Genomic DNA, 17159 nt, shown 5'->3' with positions numbered 1-17159 from the left:
GTCCTACCTGGTGACAACGTCCGTCCACTCCGAGAGCCACTGCTCACGGTTGGTCGCGATGTCGGCCGGCGGCACCGACAGCGGCGACGGCGGCTGCACGGCGTACGTCGCCCAGTCGGTCGGCACCTCGACGCTGTCGCTCACGGGGTAGACGTACATCGAGGTCGGCAACGCGGCCTGCACCTCGTCGGAGAGCAGCCAGTCGATGACGGCCTCGGCACCGGCCGGGTTGGCCGCGCCCTCGAGGACGCCTGCGTACTCGACCTGGCGGAAGCAGGTGTCGAGCAGGGCCTCGGTGGTGGTCTCCCCGTCGCTGACGGTGAACGCCGGCGAGGAGTCGTAGGAGACGACGATCGGGCGCTCGCCCTTGCCGCCACCCTGGGTGAAGTCGCCGTAGTAGGCGTCCTCCCAGCCGTCGACGACCTTGAGCCCGTTGTCCATCAGGCTTGACCAGTAGCCCTGCCAGCCGCCCTCGGCGTCGCCGTACTCCGCGATCGTGGCGAGCAGGAAGGCCATGCCGGGGCTGCTGGTCGACGCGCCCGGCGCGACCATCAGGTCCGAGTAGGTCGGGTCGATCAGGTCGGCCAGGGTCGAGGGCGGCTCGATGCTCTGCTTCTCGAACCACGTCTTGTCGATGTTGACGCACACGTGGCCGACGTCGATCGGGGTGAGCTTGTCGGCGCCCTCGTCCAGTGTGTAGTCCGAGGCACCCTCCGGCAGGGTCGGCTCGTAGGTCGCGAAGACGCCCTCGCCGAGCGGCCGCGAGGCGAAGGTGTTGTCGATGCCGAAGGCGAGGTCGCCGGTCGGGTTGTCCTTGGTCAGCGACAGCTTCGCGCTGAGCGTGCCGGCGTCGCCGGCGGCGCGGGTGACGAGGTCGATGCCGGACTCGGCCTCGAAGGCCTTGACCAGCTTCTTGGGCAGGGTGAAGGACTCGTGGGTCACGAGCACGACCTCGCCGCCGACCTCACCCTCGGGCGCGGTCGAGCCGGGCTCGGTGGCCGTCGGCTCGTTGTCGTCCCCGCCCAGGGTGCTGCACCCAGCGGCGGCGAGCACGAGCACGGACGTGATGGACAAGCTGGCAAGGCGACGCAGCATGCGTGGACTCCCTATCGCCGGTGTTAACCGGATCAGGTTCGGAGGGTCTGCAGACGGTCCTGCACTCTCAGCACTGGTGTGCTCCCCTGTCTTCGACCGCAAGCGTACGCCGCAGCGCGGGCGACCCCACTCCTGGTCCGTGGATAGATTGCGCCCATGCCGAGCCTCCGCCACCAGATCGTCGCCACCGCCGTCCCGCGGGTCCGCAAGGCACGCGAGCTCGACTCCGAGCCCGCCGAGCGCGCCCGGATCGAGGCCTGGCACCAGCGCACCCCCGCGGATCTGCCGACGAAGGCCGTGCGGCAGTTCGAGCGGCGCTTCAGCGTCGTCACCGAGGACATCGGCTTCCCCTCCCACGTCATCACACCGCGGCACACCGAGCCCACGCGCACGCTCTTCTACGTCCACGGCGGCGGCTTCGTCGCCGGCATCGACGCCGCCCACCTCCGCCACGCCACCCGCCTCGCCGGCCGGATCGGGGCGCGGGTCGTCATGCCCGACTATCCCCTCGCCCCCGAGCACACTTGGCGCGACAGCCACGACGCGCTCGTCGCGCAGGCCGCTCGCTTCGCCGACGAGCCGGGCGGGATCGTGCTCGCCGGCGACTCGGCCGGCGGCGGCCTCGCGCTCGCGATGGCGATCTCGATGCGGGACCGCGGGCTCACCCCGGCGACCCATCTCGTCCTGCACGCACCTTGGGTCGACCTGACGACCAGCACGCCCGAGACCCTGGAGGTCGATGCCGTCGACCCGTGGCTCTTCCACTCCAAGGTCGTCGTGTACGCCGACTGGTGGGCCGGTTCCGCGAGCGACCTGGCTCGTCCGGAGGTGTCACCGGCGCTGGCCGACCTCCACGACCTGCCGCCGGCGCTGCAGCTCTACGGCACCCGCGACCTGCTCTCGCCCGGCTGCCGGCTGCTGGCGAAGCGGGCTGCCGACGCCGGCTGGGACCTCACCAGCATCGAGGAGCCCGACCTCATCCACGTCTACAGCATCCTGCCGTTCATCCCCGAGGCCCGCCGGGCCCTGCGGCAGGTCGTCGAGTTCGTCTCGTGACGATCAGCGTCCACACCTTCGACGAGCTCGACTCCCGCGCCGCCTACGCGTTGTGGCGACTGCGGCAGCAGGTGTTCGTCGTCGAGCAGCAGTCGCCGTACCCCGATCTCGACGGTCGCGACCTCGAGCCGGCCACCCGCCACGTGCTGGCCCACGACGGGGCCGAGCTGGTCGCCTGCCTGCGGGTGCTCGACGACGGAACGCACGCGCGGATCGGACGCGTCGCCGTCACGCCGGCCGCCCGTGGCCGTGGGCTGGCGCGCGAGCTGATGGCCGCGGCACTCGCCGCGATCGGCGACCGCGAGATCCGGCTGGACGCGCAGACCGGGCTGACGGAGTGGTACGCCACCTACGGCTTCGAGGTCAGCGGGCCGGAGTTCGTCGAGGACGGGGTGGCGCACCGGCCGATGGTGCGTCAGGCGCCGTAGAGCACGACCCCGTCGTCGTCGCCGCGCGTGAGCGATCCGCGCGCGACGAGCAGCTCGAGGTGGGCGCGCGTCTCGAGCGTCGCGAGCGCCGCGTTGAAGACGTCGAGGTCCGCCAGCTTGTGCTCGTGCCGGGTCCACGGCAGCACGCTCGCGACGTCGTACGCCGATCGCGACCCGTCGCCGATCGCGGCGACGCACAGGTCGAGCCGCACCTCGTGGTGCGCGAGGAGCTCGTCGACGCGGGCGTGGGAGCTCGGAGCGACCGGGCCGTGGGCCGGCAGGAGCGTCAGGTCGGGCAGCCCGCGCACCTTGGTCAGGGAGGCCATGAAGTCACCGAGCGGCTGCTCGGCCAGCGCCGGCTCGAAGCCGATCGACGGGGTGATCGTCGGCAGCACGTGGTCACCGGCGAAGAGGAGACCGGCGGGCCGGTCGGCGAAGACGTAGTGGCCCTGCGTGTGCCCGGGCGTGTGCACCGCGTCGATGGTGCGGTCGCCGACGCTGAGCTGGAGGTCGGACTCCAGCCAGGTGTCGGGGTAGTCCCACATGGTCAGGTCGGGGGTCGAGTCACGGGTGAACTCCCCCCACTCCCGGGCGATCGCCGGCGCGCCGGCCGCGAGGAACATCGCGATGTGCGGGTCCTCGGCGTCGCGGTCGACGGCGTGGATGAGGTCGAGGGTCGGCTTGTCGCCGAGGCCGAGCGAGACGTGCGAACCGAACTCGCGACGGACCGTCACCGCCTGCGTGTAGTGGTCGCGGTGGACGTGGGTGACCAGGAACCGGGTGATCTCGCGGACGTCGCGGCCGATGTCGCGCAGCGACTTCTCGAGCAGGGTACGCGAGACCTCGATCGCCCAGCCGCCGTCGATCAGGGTGAGGCCGTCGTCGGTCTCGATCGCATAGACGTTGATCGCGCGGAGCCCGTCCATCGGCAGCGGCAGCGGGATCCGGTGGACGCCGGGCGCGACCGGCCACGTCCCGGGCTCGGTCCAGTGGGTGCCGGAGTCGGGCGAGATCGCTGTGGCGGTGCTGGTCGACGTCACCGCGTCACTCTAGATCGGGCAGTCCGAGGTCGAGGTTGGGCTCCTGGATCCCGCCGTCGACCTCCAGCATCTTGCCCGTGACATAGGCACTCGCCGGCGACGCGAGATAGAGCACCGCGGCGGCGATGTCGTCGGCCTCGCCGATGCGACCCAGCGGCGTACGCGTCTCCATCTGCTCCCGGAGCTCGGGCAGCTCCGCGACCATGTCCAGTGCACTGGTCATGATCGAGCCGACGAAGACGCCGTTGACCCGGATCCGCGGCGACAGGTCGGCCGCGGTGAGTCGGGTCCAGTGCGCAAGCGCGGCCTTGGCGGTGCCGTAGGCGACGTAGCCCCGGCCGGCGGCGCGGCCGAGCAGCGAGGAGATCGTGACGACCGACTTCTCGCCGTCGCCCACCAGCAGGTGGGGCAGGGCCGCGCGGGTCAGCGCATGCGCGGTGCTCACGTTGAAGTGGAAGGCGTCCTCGAGCGCCACCACGTTGGTCCTGACGAACTCGCGCGGCATCGCTCCGCCGACGTTGTTGACGACCGTGTCGAGGCGACCGAACTCGTCGACGGCCGCCTGCGCGAGGGCCGCCACCGCGTCGGTGTCCGAGAGATCGGCGGGTACGGCGAGGGCACGCCGGCCGGCTTTGCGGACCTGGCTCGCGACGGCCTCGAGCTGGTCCTTGCTCCTCGCCGAGATCACGACGTCCGCGCCGGCCTGGGCGAGCGCGACCGCGGTCGCCGCACCGAGCCCACGGCCCGCGCCGGTGACGATCGCGACGTGGTCGGTGAGGGTGAAGCGGTCGAGGATGGAGTCGCCGGAGGTCGAGGAGGGCCGAAGGCTCGTCACGAGACCACCAGTCCGCGCCCGGTCACGAGCGGCAGGTCGAGCGCCGTGACGAGGCCCGGCTTCGCGGCGACGACCGCGGGCACGGAGTTCACGAGCCGCTGCGCGGTGACGATCATCCCGGAGACGTTGTGGTCGCCGTGCTCGCCGTGGTGGCTGAACTCGATCTTCAGGTGCGGCTCGCCCGTCACGACGACGCGGTAGCAGCCACCGCCCTCGGCCGGCGTCGGCCACTCCGGCACCTGGTCCTCGGCCGTGCGGGTGATGTGCTCGAGCACCACGCGCGGCACCCCGTCGACCGTGCCGATCAGCTCGAACCGGACGGCGCCCATGGTGCCCTCCTTGACGTCGACGCTCGCCGTACTCACGTCGCGCTCGGCCGGGCGGCGGTCGACCTTCTCGACGAGCGGCTCGTCGAGCAGCAGGTCGAGGCCCTCGGCGATCTGGCGGACCACTGCTCCCCACGCCATGCTCAGCACGCCCGGCTGCCACAGCAGCTTGTCCGCGTCGACCGCGTCGCCGAAGCCGAAGATGTCGCGCATGACGACGGGCTGGTAGTAGGTGGAGTAGTCGGCGATCTCCAGCACCCGCACCTCGTCGATACGCTGGCTCAGGCTGGTCAGCTGGAGCGGCAGCACGTCGTTGGCCCAGCCCGGGTCGATGCCGTTGACGTGCAGGCTGGCCGGCGCGCGCTCGATCCGCTCGATCATCTCGGGCGGGAGGATGCCGAAGGGGAACTGCAGCAGCACCGGCCCGGAGCTCACGACGTTGATGCCCGCCTCGACGAACTCGCTCAGGTCCTCGATCGCCTCGAAGGTCCGGTCGTCGGTCATCGCGCAGTGCACGATGCAGTCGGGCCTCAGCGCGAGCACGCCCTCGCGGTCGGTGCTGGCGAGCACGCCGAGGTCCCGGTCGAGCCCGGCCAGCCGGCCTGCGTCCTGGCCGTCCTTCTCGGCACTGCTCACCCAGACGCCGACGAGCTCGAGCGCGGGGTGGCGGTCGATGCCGGCGATCGCGTGCCGCCCGACGGTGCCGGTGGACCAGACGACGACGCGCAGTGGCTTCTCTGTCATGCGCCAAAACTAGAACACGTTTCACTATCTGGGTAGGGGCAGAACCGCGGCAAGTGGGTACCGCTCCGACACGCACCCGCGCACCACCCAGGAGGAAAGATGCCCGACGCACTGGCCCAACGGCGTGCCGAGCGCGCCCGGTCCCGGACCGCCGAGGCGGACAGCCGGGCAGCCTGCCTGTCCCTGAGCGTGAAGTGCGCAGCGATCTGCTCCGCGACGGCCGACGCCTGCCTGCGCGAGGAGACCGACGACGACCTGAGCACCTGCATCCGGCTGGCACTCGACTGCGCCGACATCTGCGGAGCGGCCGCCTCGGTGCTCTCGCGGCACGCCATGGGCGACGACGACGCGATCCAGCCGATGCTGGAGGCTGCGGCCGACGCCTGCGCGGCGTGTGCGTCCGAGTGCGAGAAGCGCGCCCTCACCCACGAGCAGTGCCGGTTGTGCGCAGAGGTCTGCCGCCGGTGCGAGCGAGCCTGCCGAAGCCTGCCCACCGCGTCATGACCAACCAGGAGGGAACCATGAGCACCTACGACGAAGGCATCGACGACCTCGATCCGGACGACCTCGACCGGGACGTCCTGGAGCTGGACCCCAACGACCCGGAAGCGCCCGCGGACAACGAGATCGACCCGGAGACCATCGCCCACCTCGACCCGGACGAGGAAGTGCCGGCCTCGGGAGAGCTGCCGCCCGACCCCACAGGTCTCGGGGCGCTCGACTGAACCGGCTGGCTCAGCCGGCCCACCGCTGGTAGCGACGCACCGACGGCGTGACGACTCCGTCCACCCCGAGCTTCGCCAGCTCGCGCCACTGCGCGGGCGAGTCCGCATAGCCGCCGACGACCACGATGCCCTTGCGGCGCAGCCGCTTGACGCGCGACTTCGTCAGGCTGGCGGCGGGCGCGTTGTAGCCCTCGACACGACCGATCGAGGCCTTCACCTTCGCCCAGCCGCTGACGATGAGCTGGGTGTCGAGCCGCGGCGAGAGCCGGTGCACGCGCTCGAGGACGGTCAGGCGCAGCGACGAGATCGCGACCTGCTCGAAGACCGTCGAGTCCTTGAGCAGGTTGACGACCTCGCGGATCTGGCGGATCGACCAGTTGCTGCCCTTGAGCTCGATCATCAGCGAGGCACCGCTCTGGTCTGCCCACGTGAGCAGCTCGCGCGCCGTGAGGATCGGCTGGCGCGTCGTGTCCTCCCGGCACTTCTTGACCAGGTCGCGCAGCGTCCAGGACCCGATCGGGCCGCTGCAGTTGGTCGTCCGGCCGACACCGCTGTCGTGGAGCACGACGAGCTTGTCGTCCTTCGTGCGCCGCAGGTCGGTCTCGATCGCCGTGGCCCCGTCGGCCAGTGCGCGCCCGAACGCGGCCAGCGTGTTCTCGCCGAGCGTGCGCGTGGGCGCGCCACGGTGGGCGGTCAGCGTGAAGTCGGGATCGGCGAACGCCGGCACCGAGGTCAGGCCCGGGACGAGGCTCAGCAGGAAGGCGAGGGGAAGCACGCGGCGTACGAACACGCAGACATGATGCACTGCCGCGGCTCACGCCTGCCGCGCCGCCTCCGCCGCTCTCGCGACCCACTTCGGTTCGTCGCCGTAGCGCTGCGGCTTGATCAACCGGCCGGCGGCGCAGTCCTCGATCAGCTGCACCAGCCTGCTCTCCCGCGTCTCCTCGCGCTTGGCGCTGACGACCCAGTTCTCCGCGATCTTGCGGTAGGACGGCGTCGCGATCTCCCAGAACGCCGCGGCCGCCGGGTCGGCGAGCAGGCGCTCACGCTGCTCGTCGGACAGCAGACCGCCCGCCTCGTAGGCATGGATGCCGCTGCGTTCGGGCTTCCTCTTCTCGTACGCCGCCAGGCCGGCCGGCCGCATCCGGCCCTCGGCGACGAGGCGCTCGACGTGGGCGATGTTGATGGCGCTCCAGATGCTGCTCGACTTGCGCGGTGTCCAACGCTGCCGCACGGCGTCCTCGTCGATGCGCTGCGCGACGCTGTCGATCCAGCCGAAGCAGAGCGCTTCGGGGACGGCGTCCGCCCACGTGAGCCCACGGTCGGGGACGTGCTTCTTCCGCAGCCCCATCCACAGCTCGGTGGCGGTCTCGTGGTTGGCCTCGAGCCACGCGCGGAACTCCTCGGCCGAGGCGAAGAAGGTCGCCGGCCTGTCCGGCGTGCCGCCAGGTGTCCCGATCATCGGCCCGGAGTCAGACCCGCAGGGAGGAGGTGATCGGCGCCTCTCGGGCCAGCTCGACGCCGTCGAGCATGCTCTGGACAGCGCCGACGGTCCGCACCACGTCGTGGGGGGCGAACTTGTCGGCGTGGGTGAAGAGCGCGTGCGCGCCGATGGCGACGACCAGCACGGAACCGCGGACGAAGTCGAGGCGGACGGCGGTCTCGCGCAGCGTCTCGTCGAGGGCACCGAGGACGGCCAGGACGCGGAGGCCGACCTCCGCCACCACGTCGGCGGAGATCGTGCCGGCCAGCTCGTCGTGCATCGACCCGACGAGCTTGCCCTCGTCGGTCATGAGCGCGGACCAGTCGCTCGAGAAGTCGATGGTCGCCCGGCGCAGCCCCTGCCGGATCGCTTCCTGGGGGCCCAGTCCGGGCACCGGGACGATCTCGGGCAGCGGGGTCGGGTGGACCTCGACCTCGGCCATGATGCTCAGGTCCGGAGCGACGCCCGAGGCTCGTGCCACGACGGCGAGGGTGCTCATGGTGCTGAGGCGCTCGAGGCCGCCGAGGTCCAGGAGCTCACCGATCTGGCTGCCCATCCGGCAGGCGTAGCGCAGGGCAGCGGCGAGGTTGCCCGCGGCCCTGTCATCGCCCTCGACCGTGCCGTCGGGCAACACGTCGAAACGCACCCGCTCGCGTCCCTGCTCGTACGACTCCGTCATCGTGCTCTCCCCGGATGGCAACTCAGTCGATCCCCAGCAGACCGAATCTAGCGCTGCTCGGTCGATCGCGGGTCATTTGTCCATGCCGGGCCCGGAGGCGGGGTGTCACGAGGCGGGCGCTGGCTCCTCCTGACGAGCGGCGACGAGGTTGAGCGCGATGTCCACGATCATGTCCTCCTGGCCGCCGACGAGCCCGCGGCGGCCGACCTCGAGCAGCAGCTCGCGCGAGTCGACGCCGTAGCGCTCGGCCGCGGTCTCGGTGTGCCTCAGGAACGAGCCGTAGACACCGGCATACCCGAGCGTGAGCGTCTCCCGGTCGACCCGGACCGGGCGGTCCTGCAGCGGGCGGACCAAGTCCTCGGCCGCGTCCTGCAGCGCGAACAGGTCACAGCCGTGGTCCCAGCCGTTCAGGTCGGCGACGGCGATGAAGGGCTCGATCGGGCAGTTGCCCGCGCCGGCTCCGAGGCCCGTGAGCGAGGCGTCGACGCGGGTCACGCCCTCCTCGACGGCGACCATCGAGTTGGCCACCGAGAGCGAGAGGTTCTCGTGCGCGTGGATGCCGATCTCGGTCGCCGGGTCGAGCACGTCGCGGTAGGCGCGCATCCGCTCGCGTACCCCGTCCATCATCAGGCGACCGCCCGAGTCGGTGACGTAGACGCAGTGCGCGCCGTAGGACTCCATCAGCTTCGCCTGTCCGGCCAGCGTCGCCGCGTCGGCCATGTGGCTCATCATCAAGAAGCCTGAGACGTCCATGCCCAGCTCGCGCGCGGTCGCGATGTGCTGCGCGGAGACGTCGGCCTCGGTGCAGTGGGTGGCGACCCGGACCGACCGGACGCCCATGGCGTGCGCCCGCTTGAGGTCCTCGATGGTGCCGATGCCGGGCAGCAACAGGGTGGTGAGCCGCGCGTTGGTGATGTTCTCGGCGGCAGCCTCGATCCACGCCCAGTCGGTGTGCGAGCCCGGGCCGTAGTTGAGCGAGCCGCCGGAGAGGCCGTCGCCGTGGGTGACCTCGATGCCGCCGACGCCGGCCGCGTCGAGGGCGGCGACGATCTCGCCCACCCGGCCGGGCTGGATGCGGTGCCGGATGGCGTGCATGCCGTCACGCAGCGTGACGTCCTGGATGAAGAGCTTCATGCCGACACCTTCTTCTTGGTTGCGGCCATCGCCTCGGCCATACGAAGGGCCGCACTGGTCATGATGTCCAGGTTGCCGGCGTACGCCGGGAGGTAGTGCGCGGCGCCCTCGACCTCGAGGAAGACGCTCACCTGGTGCGTGACCGGCTGCTCGGTGAGCGTGTGCACGGGCTGGTCGGCGGGGACCGGCACGACCTGCACCAGCTGCTTGAGGCGGTAGCCGGGGACGTACTCCGACACCTGCCCGACCATCCGCTCGACCGACGCGCGGATCTCGTCGTGGGTCGCCTCGTCGGGCGCGTTCACCAGCGCCAGCACCGTGTCGCGCATGATCAGCGGCGGCTCGGCCGGGTTGAGGATGATGATCGCCTTGCCGCGCCCGGCGCCACCGACGGCCTCGATGGCGTGGCTGGTCGTCTCGGTGAACTCGTCGATGTTGGCGCGGGTGCCGGGCCCGGCGCTCCTCGAGGAGATCGACGCGACGATCTCGGCATAGGGCACCGGCACGACCTGCGCGATGGCCGCGACGATCGGGATCGTGGCCTGGCCGCCGCAGGTGACCATGTTGACGTTGTCGGCGTCCACGTGGTCCGCCAGGTTGACCGCGGGGATGACCATCGGGCCGATGGCGGCCGGCGTCAGATCGACCAGCTTCTTCCCGTACGGCGCCAGCTTGGCCGCGTTCGCGACGTGCGCCTTCGCCGAGGTGGCGTCGAAGACGATCTCGATCTCGTCGAAGCCGGCCATCGCGATCAGCCCGTCGACGCCGTCGGAGGTGATGGGTACGCCGAAGCGGGCCGCGCGGGCCAGGCCGTCGGAGTCGGGGTCGATGCCGACCATGGCGCCCATCTCGAGCGTCTCGGAGAGGCGGAGCACCTTGATCATCAGGTCGGTGCCGATGTTGCCGGAGCCGATCACGGCCACCTTGGTCTTCATGCTTGGTTCCCTTCGTGGAACGTGACGGACACGGAGCCGAGTCCGGAGATCTGCGCCTCGAACGTGTCACCGGCGGTGACGGGCACCATCGGGCCGAGGGCGCCGGAGAGGATGACCTGCCCGGCTCGGAGCGGCTCACCGAAGTCGCGGGCGGTGCGCGCCAGCCAGGCCAGCGCGTTCAGAGGGTCGCCGAGGCAGGCGGCGCCGTTGCCGGTGGAGACGACCTCGCCGTTGCGGGTCATGCTCATCTCGACGTCGACGGGCTCGACCTCGTCGAGCGTCTTCGAGGCACTGCCCAGCACGTAGAGCGCGCTCGAGCCGTTGTCGGCGACGGTGTCGGCGAAGGTGATGTCCCAGGCTGCGATGCGGCTGTCGACGATCTCGATGGCGGGCACGACGTGCGCGATCGCGGCCCGGACCTGGGCGTCGTCGAGATCGCCGTCGGCCAGGTCGGCACCGAGCACGAACGCCACCTCGGCCTCCACCTTGCCCTGCAGCAACCCGTGGGTGGAGACGCTGGCGCCGTCGGGGAAGCCCATGTCGTCGAGGAGCACCCCGAAGTCCGGCTGGTCGACGCCGATCTGGGCCTGCACGGCCGCTGACGTCAGGCCGACCTTGCGCCCGACGATCGTCGCCCCGGCGGCGACCCTCTTCGCGATGCCGGCGCGCTGCACGGCGTACGCCGCGTCGGCATCGGCGCCGATCAGGTCGCGGACGGGTGGACAGGGAGTCAGGGTCTGCTGAGCGAGGGCGAGCCGCTCGGTCGCAGGCTGCACGTTGGTCGTGGTCACGTGCACACTGTGCCGTCGCACGCCCGTGGAACCTCGCGCCGGGTTCCGGTCAGCGGAACACGACTTTCAGCGGCGGGCGAGGGTGGCCGAGATGCCGCGGGCGGTGACGCGCACCCGATCGGCGTTGGCCTGCGGGTTGAAGCGGGTCACCGGGCCGGCGACGCTGACGGCGGCGACGGCCTCCCCGTCGAGGTCGAAGACCGGCGCGCCGACGCAGACGAGTCCGAGGCGGGACTCCTCGAACTCGTAGGCGACGCCGGTCGTCCGCACCTGGGCGAGCTGGCGGGCCAGGATGCCGGGCGCGGTGACGGTCCGCGCGGTGTGCCGGGCCAGGCCCGCAGCCACCACGGACTCGAGCACGTCCTTGGGCGCGTGCGCGAGCAGCGCCTTGCCGACGGCGGTGCAGTAGAGCCCGAGCCGCCCGCCGGTGCGCGATGGTACGGCGGCCTGGCGGCGACCGCCGAGCTTGGCGATGTAGACGACGTCGATGCCGTCGCGTACGCCGAGGTGGACCGTCTCGTTCACCTCAGCCCGGAGCTCCTCGAGGAACGGGGTGGCCACCTCGAGCAGGTCGCGCTCCACCGACGCGCGCATGCCGAGCTCGAACATCAGCCGGCCCAACCGGTAGAGGTCATCACGTCGCTCCAGCAGGCCGGAGGCGACCAGGTCACCGCACACACGGTGCAACGTGCCCTTCGCGAGGCCGGTCCTGCGCCCGAGCTCGGCCAGGGTCACGCCGCGGTCGTCCATCGTGAAGGCCCCGAGCACCGCGACCACCTTGCCGAGCACCGTGTCGGTGCCGGTCGACGATCGCGGCCCGGGGTTCACGGGAGGAACGTACCGCCGCGACGGGGCGGCCGTCGGTCAGAGGTTGACCTGGATGTCCGCGTCCTCGCGCAGGGTCTCGACCAGCGACTGGGCGACCTCGGAGAGCTTCTCCGACTTCGCCTGCTCGGCGATCTGCGACTTGACCTGGGCGTAGGGCGGGATCTTCTGTCCCTGCTTGCCCATCTGCGCCTGCTGCTTCTTGGCATCGGCATAGATCTTGCGGAGGTCCTGCTCGGTCGGCTCGACCGATCCGGCCTCGTCGGCGACGAGCTGCTCGATCACCATCTGCGTCTCGAGCTGGACGCGGGCCTGCTCCTCGGTGGTGCCCTGCTTCTCGAGCGCGGCGATGAGCTCGTCGGTCGAGGCGAGCTGGTTCTCCTTCGCCAGCGTGGCGAGCTCGTCCTCGACGTCCTGCTCACTGACGCTGATGCCGCGGGATTCCGCCTCCTGGGCCAGGAGCTCGTTGTCCACGAGCTGGTCGGCCGTCTGCTGCTTGATGGCGTCCTCGTCCGGCGCCTGGCCGGTGCTCTGCGCCTGGGCGGTGGCCTGCTGGAGCTGGGCCTCGAAGACGGGGACGAACTCGTCCTTCGTCACCTCCTCGCCGTTCACCTCGGCCACCACGTCGGGAATGTCGCCCGAGGCGGTCGAGTCATCGGCCCCCGCGGACTCCTCCTGCGACGTCGACTCCTCCGACGTCGCAGCACTGTCGGAGGCGTCGTCACCGCCGCCGCAGGCGGCGAGGGCGAGCATGGCGGCGGCCAGGGAGAGGCCGAGGGCAGGGCGGAGTCGCTGTGAAGAAGTCATCCGGACCGACCGTACCCACCGACCCTGAGCGGCTGCTGAACGGCGCCTGAGGAGGCGGGCCGGGGCACCCTCGACGGAAAGCGCGAAGGCCCCCGGTCCGCATCGCTGCGGAGCAGGGGCCTTGCGGTGGAGCCGCCTGTCAGAATCGAACTGACGACCTTCTCATTACGAGTGAGATGCTCTACCGACTGAGCTAAGGCGGCGTGCTGCCCGGCGCGGTCGAGACCAGCCGGGCAACTCGAGAAGGATAACGCCCGCGCCGCCAGCGTGAAAATCAGGTCAGCACCCGTCGCGGAGCAGGCCCGGACGGCGTCCCTTCGTGAGCTCGATGAACGCGACCTCGGCGTCGGCCGTCGGCCGTCCGTCGTCGGCACTCGCATCCATCGAGAAGCCGAGCCAGCGGCGCTGGGTGCGGATGAAGAAGCCCCACTGGTCGTAGTCGTTGGTGCGGGGCCCGAGCAGGCGGTCGCCGTACGCCGTCCTCAGGTCGGCCAGGGTGCTGCCGACCTCGATGCCCTCCTTGGTGCTGATGCCGTCGCCGAAGACGCCGATCGTGCCGACCGTGCCCTCGGTGCCCTCCACGAAGCCGGGATAGACGTCGATCGACGTGCGCCACGGCCTCGTCGGCCAGATGTCGCGCGTGCCGCAGGCGGCGGTCTTCACGTCGAGCGCGAAGTAGCCCGACTCCGCGGCCGACTCGAGGCTGTCGCCGATGCGCACGGTGTCGAATCGCCCGGGCGCGATCCTCACGTCACCGGCATCGGCGCCCTGGTGTGCCGACGTGGGCGCCGGGGCGGCGAGCACGGCGGCAGCGAGTGCGCCGGCGAGCGGCAGGACGAATTTCTTGAGCATTGGAATCCCCCTCCATTGCAGTGAGCCACCAGACAACCACACGGCGCCTCAGCAGTCGGTCTGGTCCTTCGGCACGTCCCCGTCGAGGAGGTAGGACTCGATCGCAGTGTCGATGCACTCGTTGCCGGAGTTGTAGGCCGTGTGGCCGTCACCGTCGCGGCGGAGCAGGACCCCCGAGTCGAGCTGCTCGGCCAGCGCCTCGGCCCACTTCATCGGCGTGGCGGGGTCGCGGGTGGTGCCGACCACGAGGATCGGCGCGGCGCCCTCGCCGCGGATCTCGATCGGTGCCTCGGTGGTCCTGGCCTTCGACGCGCGGCACGACGTCAGCGACCACGCGAAGATCGAGCCGAACGTCGGCGAGGCCTCCTCGTAGGCCGGCAGCTCGGCCGCGACCTTGCGGAAGGGGACCGAGGACGGGTCGTCGAGGCAGTTGATCGCGAAGATCGCCTCGGAGGAGTTGTCGGTGTAGCCCTCCGGGCCGCGCGAGGCATAGAGGTCGGCCAGCTCCATCAGCGCGGTGCCGCTGCCGTCGAGCGCCGAGCGGAGCGCGGCGCTGAGCAGGAACCAGTAGTCGCGGTTGTAGAGCGGGGTGACGATGCCGTAGAAGGCGTTGCCGATCTGGAGCTCTCGGTCGTCGCCGGTGGGCAGGGGCGAGGCCTCGACGTCGGCGAGCAGGCCGCTGATCGTGGCCAGCCCCGCGTCCACCGACTCACCGAGGAAGCAGCTGTCCGTCGTGTCGACGCAGTTCTGGATGTAGGCGCGCAGCGCGGTCTCGAAGCCGGCCGCCTGCTCGAGGCCGAGCTGGCGGTTGTCGAGCGAGACGTCCACGGCACCGTCGAGCACGAGCCGTCCGACCCGGTCGGGGAAGAGCTCGGCATAGGTCGCGCCGAGCTTGGTGCCGTAGGAGGCGCCGAGGTAGGTCAGGGTCTCCTCGCCGAGCGCGGCGCGCAGGACGTCCATGTCGCGGGCGGCCTCGATGGTCGAGACGTGGTTGACCGCGTCGCCGCTGAGCTCGGCGCAACCGCGACCGAACCCGCGGATCAGGGAGGCGAACTCCTGCTCCTCCGCCGCGTCGTCAGGGCTCGGGTCGGAGGAGAGATAGGTGTCGAGCTGGTCGTCGGTGAGGCAGTCGACCGGGGCCGACTCGCCGGTGCCCCGGGGGTCGAAGCCGACGATGTCGAAGGCACGCAGCAGGGGTTCGCGGAACACCCGGTTGGCGGCAGCGGCGTAGTCGGTGCCGGGCGCACCCGGCCCGCCGGGATTGACCACGAGCGCACCCTGGCTGTCGCCACGCGCCGGCACCTTGAGCAGCGCGATCTCGATCGTCTCGCCGGTCGGCTCGGCGTAGTCGAGCGGCACCTCGAGCGTGGCGCACTCGACGTCGGACTCGCAGGACTCCCAGTCGAGCGCCTGACCATAGAAGTCGCGCAGCTCCGGCGAGGGCGCGGACGCCTCGTCGGGCTCGGCGGCCGGCGACGAGGACCGCGATCCCGGCCGGTCGGACCGGGGCCCGCCGTCGTCCGAGCGGATGAACGCGGACGCGAAGGCATAGAACGTCGTCACGACCAGCGCGAAGACCAGCAGCACCACCACGAGCTTCTTCATCGACCAGTTCCCCCCGGCAGCCGCAGCGCCACCATCATCGACTCGAGCGCCAGGAGCGGCGGCACGTTGAACTCCAGCATCTGCTCACGCGCGGTGAAGATCGCATCGATCATCCGCAGCAGCTGCTCGGGCGTGGTCACCCGCGTCAGCTGCTCGATCTCGGCACGCATCTCCTCGTTGACGAGCGCGCCCGGCGCACCCACGGCGAGCGCGATCGCGTCGCGATAGACCGACGTCAGGTCCATCAGGCAGCGGTCGGCGACATCGAGGATGCGCCGCTTGGCCCGCGTCTTCTGGTCCTTCTCCAGCGCACCCAGCGCCGGGGAATATTCGCGCGGTCGCCTGCCGCGCTCCACGACGCCGTACGCCGCGTCGAGGTCCTTCTTCTCGCGCGCATCGAGCTCGGTGGTGATCGCCTCGGCCTCGTCCTTGGCGATCTCGGCGACGTTGGTCGCGGCCTGCATGCAGGCGCCGATCGAGGTCAGCCGGGCCGGGATCTGCACGACCTGGCGGCGCCGCAGCCGGGTCTCCTCGTCGCGGGCCAGCGCCCGGGCGCGGCCGATGTGGCCCTGGCTGGCGCGGGCGGCGCTGGCCGCCAGCTCGGGCCCGATCCCGAGGGTGCGCACGAGGAAGTCGGCGACGTCGTCGGCCGGCGGGGTGGTCAGCGTGACGAGGCGGCAGCGCGAGCGGATCGTGGGCAGGACGTCCTCGACGGTCGGCGCGCACAGCAGCCACACGGTGCGGGCGGTCGGCTCCTCGATCGCCTTGAGCAGGGCGTTGCAGGCCTGCTCGGTCAGCCGGTCGGAGTCCTCGACGACCATGACCTGCCAGCGGTCACCGGACGGGGCCAGGCCGGCGCGGCGCACGAGGTCGCGCACCTCGTCGACGCCGATGGAGAGCTTCTCGGTGCGGACGATGCGCACGTCGGCGTGGGAGCCGGTCATCACCGTGTGGCACGACTTGCAGTGTCCGCAGCCGCTGCCGCTCTCGCACTGGAGGGCGGCGGCGAAGGCGACCGCGGCGTTGGACCGGCCGGAGCCGGGCGGGCCGGTGAACAGCCACGCGTGGGTCATCCCGTCACCGGTCGCAGCGCGCTGCAGGCTCTCGATGACGGGCTGCTGGCCGACAAGGTCGTCCCAGACCGGGCGGGCCTCCCGGGTGTCGCTCACGGCAGCATCGCCTCGACCCGCGTGCGGATGGATCCGGCGATCTCGTCGATCGGAGCCCGGGCGTCGAGGACGAGGTAGTGGTCGGGGTCGGCGTCGGCGAGGCCGAGGAAGCCCTGGCGCACGCGCTGGTGGAACTCCAGGGACTGGCCCTCGATCCGATCGCGCTCCTCGAACCGGCCCAGGCCGGTCTGGGGCTCGAGGTCGAGGACCACGGTCAGGTGGGGTCGCAGGTCGCCCGTCGCCCAGCGGTTGACGCGCTCGACCTCGGCGACGACCAGGTCGCGGCCGGCGCCTTGGTAGGCCAGCGCGGAGTCGACGTAGCGGTCGGTGATGACCACCTCGCCCCGCGCCAGCGCCGGGAGGACGACCGTGTCGACGTGCTCGGCCTTGTCGGCGGCGTACAACAGGACCTCGGTGCGGTGCGAGAGCTCCCCCGTCGCGGGGTCGAGGACGATCTGGCGCAGGGCCTTGCCGACCTCGGTGTCACCGGGCTCGAAGGTCAGGAGCACGGTGTGACCGGCCCCCTCGAGCCAGTCGGCGAGCAGGCGCGACTGGGTCGACTTGCCCGCACCCTCGCCGCCCTCGAAGCAGACGAACAGCCCGCTGTCTGCATAGACCTTCTCGCTCACG

20 protein-coding genes, 1 tRNA gene and 1 riboswitch are annotated in these 17159 nt (G+C 71.2%); of the genes, 4 read left to right on the top strand and 17 right to left on the bottom strand.

Annotated elements, in window-relative coordinates:
• Window positions 1-3 precede the first annotated feature (3 nt).
• Window positions 4-1074 (bottom strand): thiamine ABC transporter substrate-binding protein, encoded by a 1071-nt coding sequence (locus tag CF8_RS01395; RefSeq protein WP_232211557.1) that lies wholly within the window; start codon window positions 1072-1074, stop codon window positions 4-6.
• Window positions 1075-1086: 12 nt separating this feature from the next.
• Window positions 1087-1193: riboswitch (TPP riboswitch) on the bottom strand.
• Between the two features lie 58 nt (window positions 1194-1251).
• Between CF8_RS01395 and CF8_RS01390 the strand changes: the two genes are divergently transcribed.
• Window positions 1252-2151: an alpha/beta hydrolase gene (locus tag CF8_RS01390; RefSeq protein WP_010831350.1), complete on the top strand. Its 900-nt coding sequence runs from the start codon at window positions 1252-1254 to the stop codon at window positions 2149-2151.
• Entirely contained in the window at window positions 2148-2579 is a 432-nt protein-coding gene (locus CF8_RS01385) for a GNAT family N-acetyltransferase (RefSeq protein WP_010831349.1), read from the top strand. The genes CF8_RS01390 and CF8_RS01385 overlap by 4 nt, the downstream gene beginning before the upstream one ends.
• On the opposite strand, the gene CF8_RS01380 is transcribed toward CF8_RS01385, so the two are convergent.
• The 3 genes from CF8_RS01380 to CF8_RS01370 are packed head-to-tail and all read right to left on the bottom strand — an operon-like array spanning window position 2567 to window position 5524.
• The gene (locus CF8_RS01380) at window positions 2567-3619 is read right to left on the bottom strand and encodes an MBL fold metallo-hydrolase (RefSeq protein ID WP_198016927.1); all 1053 of its coding nucleotides are present in this window, start codon (window positions 3617-3619) and stop codon (window positions 2567-2569) included. The genes CF8_RS01385 and CF8_RS01380 overlap by 13 nt on opposite strands.
• A 4-nt stretch (window positions 3620-3623) precedes the next feature.
• Entirely contained in the window at window positions 3624-4454 is an 831-nt protein-coding gene (locus CF8_RS01375) for an SDR family oxidoreductase (RefSeq protein WP_010831347.1), read from the bottom strand.
• Window positions 4451-5524, bottom strand: coding sequence for an NAD(P)H-dependent amine dehydrogenase family protein (locus tag CF8_RS01370; RefSeq protein WP_010831346.1), 1074 nt, complete (start codon window positions 5522-5524; stop codon window positions 4451-4453). Before CF8_RS01370 ends, CF8_RS01375 begins: the two co-directional genes overlap by 4 nt.
• Before the next feature lie 99 nt (window positions 5525-5623).
• On the opposite strand from CF8_RS01370, the gene CF8_RS01365 reads away from it, so the two are divergent.
• Both CF8_RS01365 and CF8_RS01360 read left to right on the top strand, forming a co-directional pair.
• Window positions 5624-6028, top strand: coding sequence for a four-helix bundle copper-binding protein (locus CF8_RS01365; RefSeq protein ID WP_010831345.1), 405 nt, complete (start codon window positions 5624-5626; stop codon window positions 6026-6028).
• 17 nt (window positions 6029-6045) lie between these two features.
• Window positions 6046-6249, top strand: a complete 204-nt coding sequence (locus CF8_RS01360) for a hypothetical protein (protein WP_156887122.1) — start codon at window positions 6046-6048, stop codon at window positions 6247-6249.
• Between the two features lie 10 nt (window positions 6250-6259).
• On the opposite strand, the gene CF8_RS01355 is transcribed toward CF8_RS01360, so the two are convergent.
• From CF8_RS01355 to tmk, 13 genes are all read right to left on the bottom strand, one after another.
• On the bottom strand, window positions 6260-7039 hold the full coding sequence (locus tag CF8_RS01355; RefSeq protein WP_010831344.1) for a glycerophosphodiester phosphodiesterase: 780 nt from the start codon (window positions 7037-7039) through the stop codon (window positions 6260-6262).
• Between the two features lie 24 nt (window positions 7040-7063).
• Entirely contained in the window at window positions 7064-7711 is a 648-nt protein-coding gene (locus CF8_RS01350) for a YdeI/OmpD-associated family protein (RefSeq protein ID WP_010831343.1), read from the bottom strand.
• 10 nt (window positions 7712-7721) lie between these two features.
• Window positions 7722-8411 (bottom strand): hypothetical protein, encoded by a 690-nt coding sequence (locus CF8_RS01345; protein ID WP_010831342.1) that lies wholly within the window; start codon window positions 8409-8411, stop codon window positions 7722-7724.
• 105 nt (window positions 8412-8516) lie between these two features.
• Window positions 8517-9545, bottom strand: a complete 1029-nt coding sequence (gene dmpG / locus CF8_RS01340; RefSeq protein ID WP_010831341.1) for a 4-hydroxy-2-oxovalerate aldolase — start codon at window positions 9543-9545, stop codon at window positions 8517-8519.
• Window positions 9542-10480, bottom strand: a complete 939-nt coding sequence (locus CF8_RS01335; RefSeq protein ID WP_010831340.1) for an acetaldehyde dehydrogenase (acetylating) — start codon at window positions 10478-10480, stop codon at window positions 9542-9544. Before CF8_RS01335 ends, dmpG begins: the two co-directional genes overlap by 4 nt.
• On the bottom strand, window positions 10477-11271 hold the full coding sequence (locus CF8_RS01330) for a 2-keto-4-pentenoate hydratase (protein ID WP_036489960.1): 795 nt from the start codon (window positions 11269-11271) through the stop codon (window positions 10477-10479). Before CF8_RS01330 ends, CF8_RS01335 begins: the two co-directional genes overlap by 4 nt.
• A gap of 66 nt (window positions 11272-11337) precedes the next feature.
• On the bottom strand, window positions 11338-12099 hold the full coding sequence (locus CF8_RS01325) for an IclR family transcriptional regulator (protein ID WP_010831338.1): 762 nt from the start codon (window positions 12097-12099) through the stop codon (window positions 11338-11340).
• 36 nt (window positions 12100-12135) lie between these two features.
• On the bottom strand, window positions 12136-12903 hold the full coding sequence (locus tag CF8_RS01320; protein ID WP_010831337.1) for a SurA N-terminal domain-containing protein: 768 nt from the start codon (window positions 12901-12903) through the stop codon (window positions 12136-12138).
• 127 nt (window positions 12904-13030) lie between these two features.
• Window positions 13031-13106 (bottom strand) — tRNA-Thr (locus CF8_RS01315).
• Between the two features lie 76 nt (window positions 13107-13182).
• Window positions 13183-13755 carry a hypothetical protein gene (locus tag CF8_RS01310; RefSeq protein WP_010831336.1) on the bottom strand — a complete coding sequence of 191 codons (573 nt, stop codon included), beginning with the start codon at window positions 13753-13755 and terminating at the stop codon, window positions 13183-13185.
• 48 nt (window positions 13756-13803) lie between these two features.
• Complete coding sequence (locus CF8_RS01305; RefSeq protein ID WP_010831335.1) at window positions 13804-15360, bottom strand: alpha/beta hydrolase; 1557 nt, start codon at window positions 15358-15360, stop codon at window positions 13804-13806.
• The gene (locus CF8_RS01300; protein WP_010831334.1) at window positions 15357-16529 is read right to left on the bottom strand and encodes a DNA polymerase III subunit delta'; all 1173 of its coding nucleotides are present in this window, start codon (window positions 16527-16529) and stop codon (window positions 15357-15359) included. The genes CF8_RS01305 and CF8_RS01300 overlap by 4 nt, the downstream gene beginning before the upstream one ends.
• Entirely contained in the window at window positions 16526-17158 is a 633-nt protein-coding gene (gene tmk, locus CF8_RS01295) for a dTMP kinase (RefSeq protein ID WP_010831333.1), read from the bottom strand. Before tmk ends, CF8_RS01300 begins: the two co-directional genes overlap by 4 nt.
• Window position 17159 lies beyond the last annotated feature (1 nt).

Origin of the sequence: Nocardioides sp. CF8, assembly GCF_000389985.1 — a bacterium.
GTDB classification, from domain to species: domain Bacteria; phylum Actinomycetota; class Actinomycetes; order Propionibacteriales; family Nocardioidaceae; genus Nocardioides; species Nocardioides allogilvus.
This window is presented reverse-complemented; position numbering and strand designations above follow the sequence as displayed.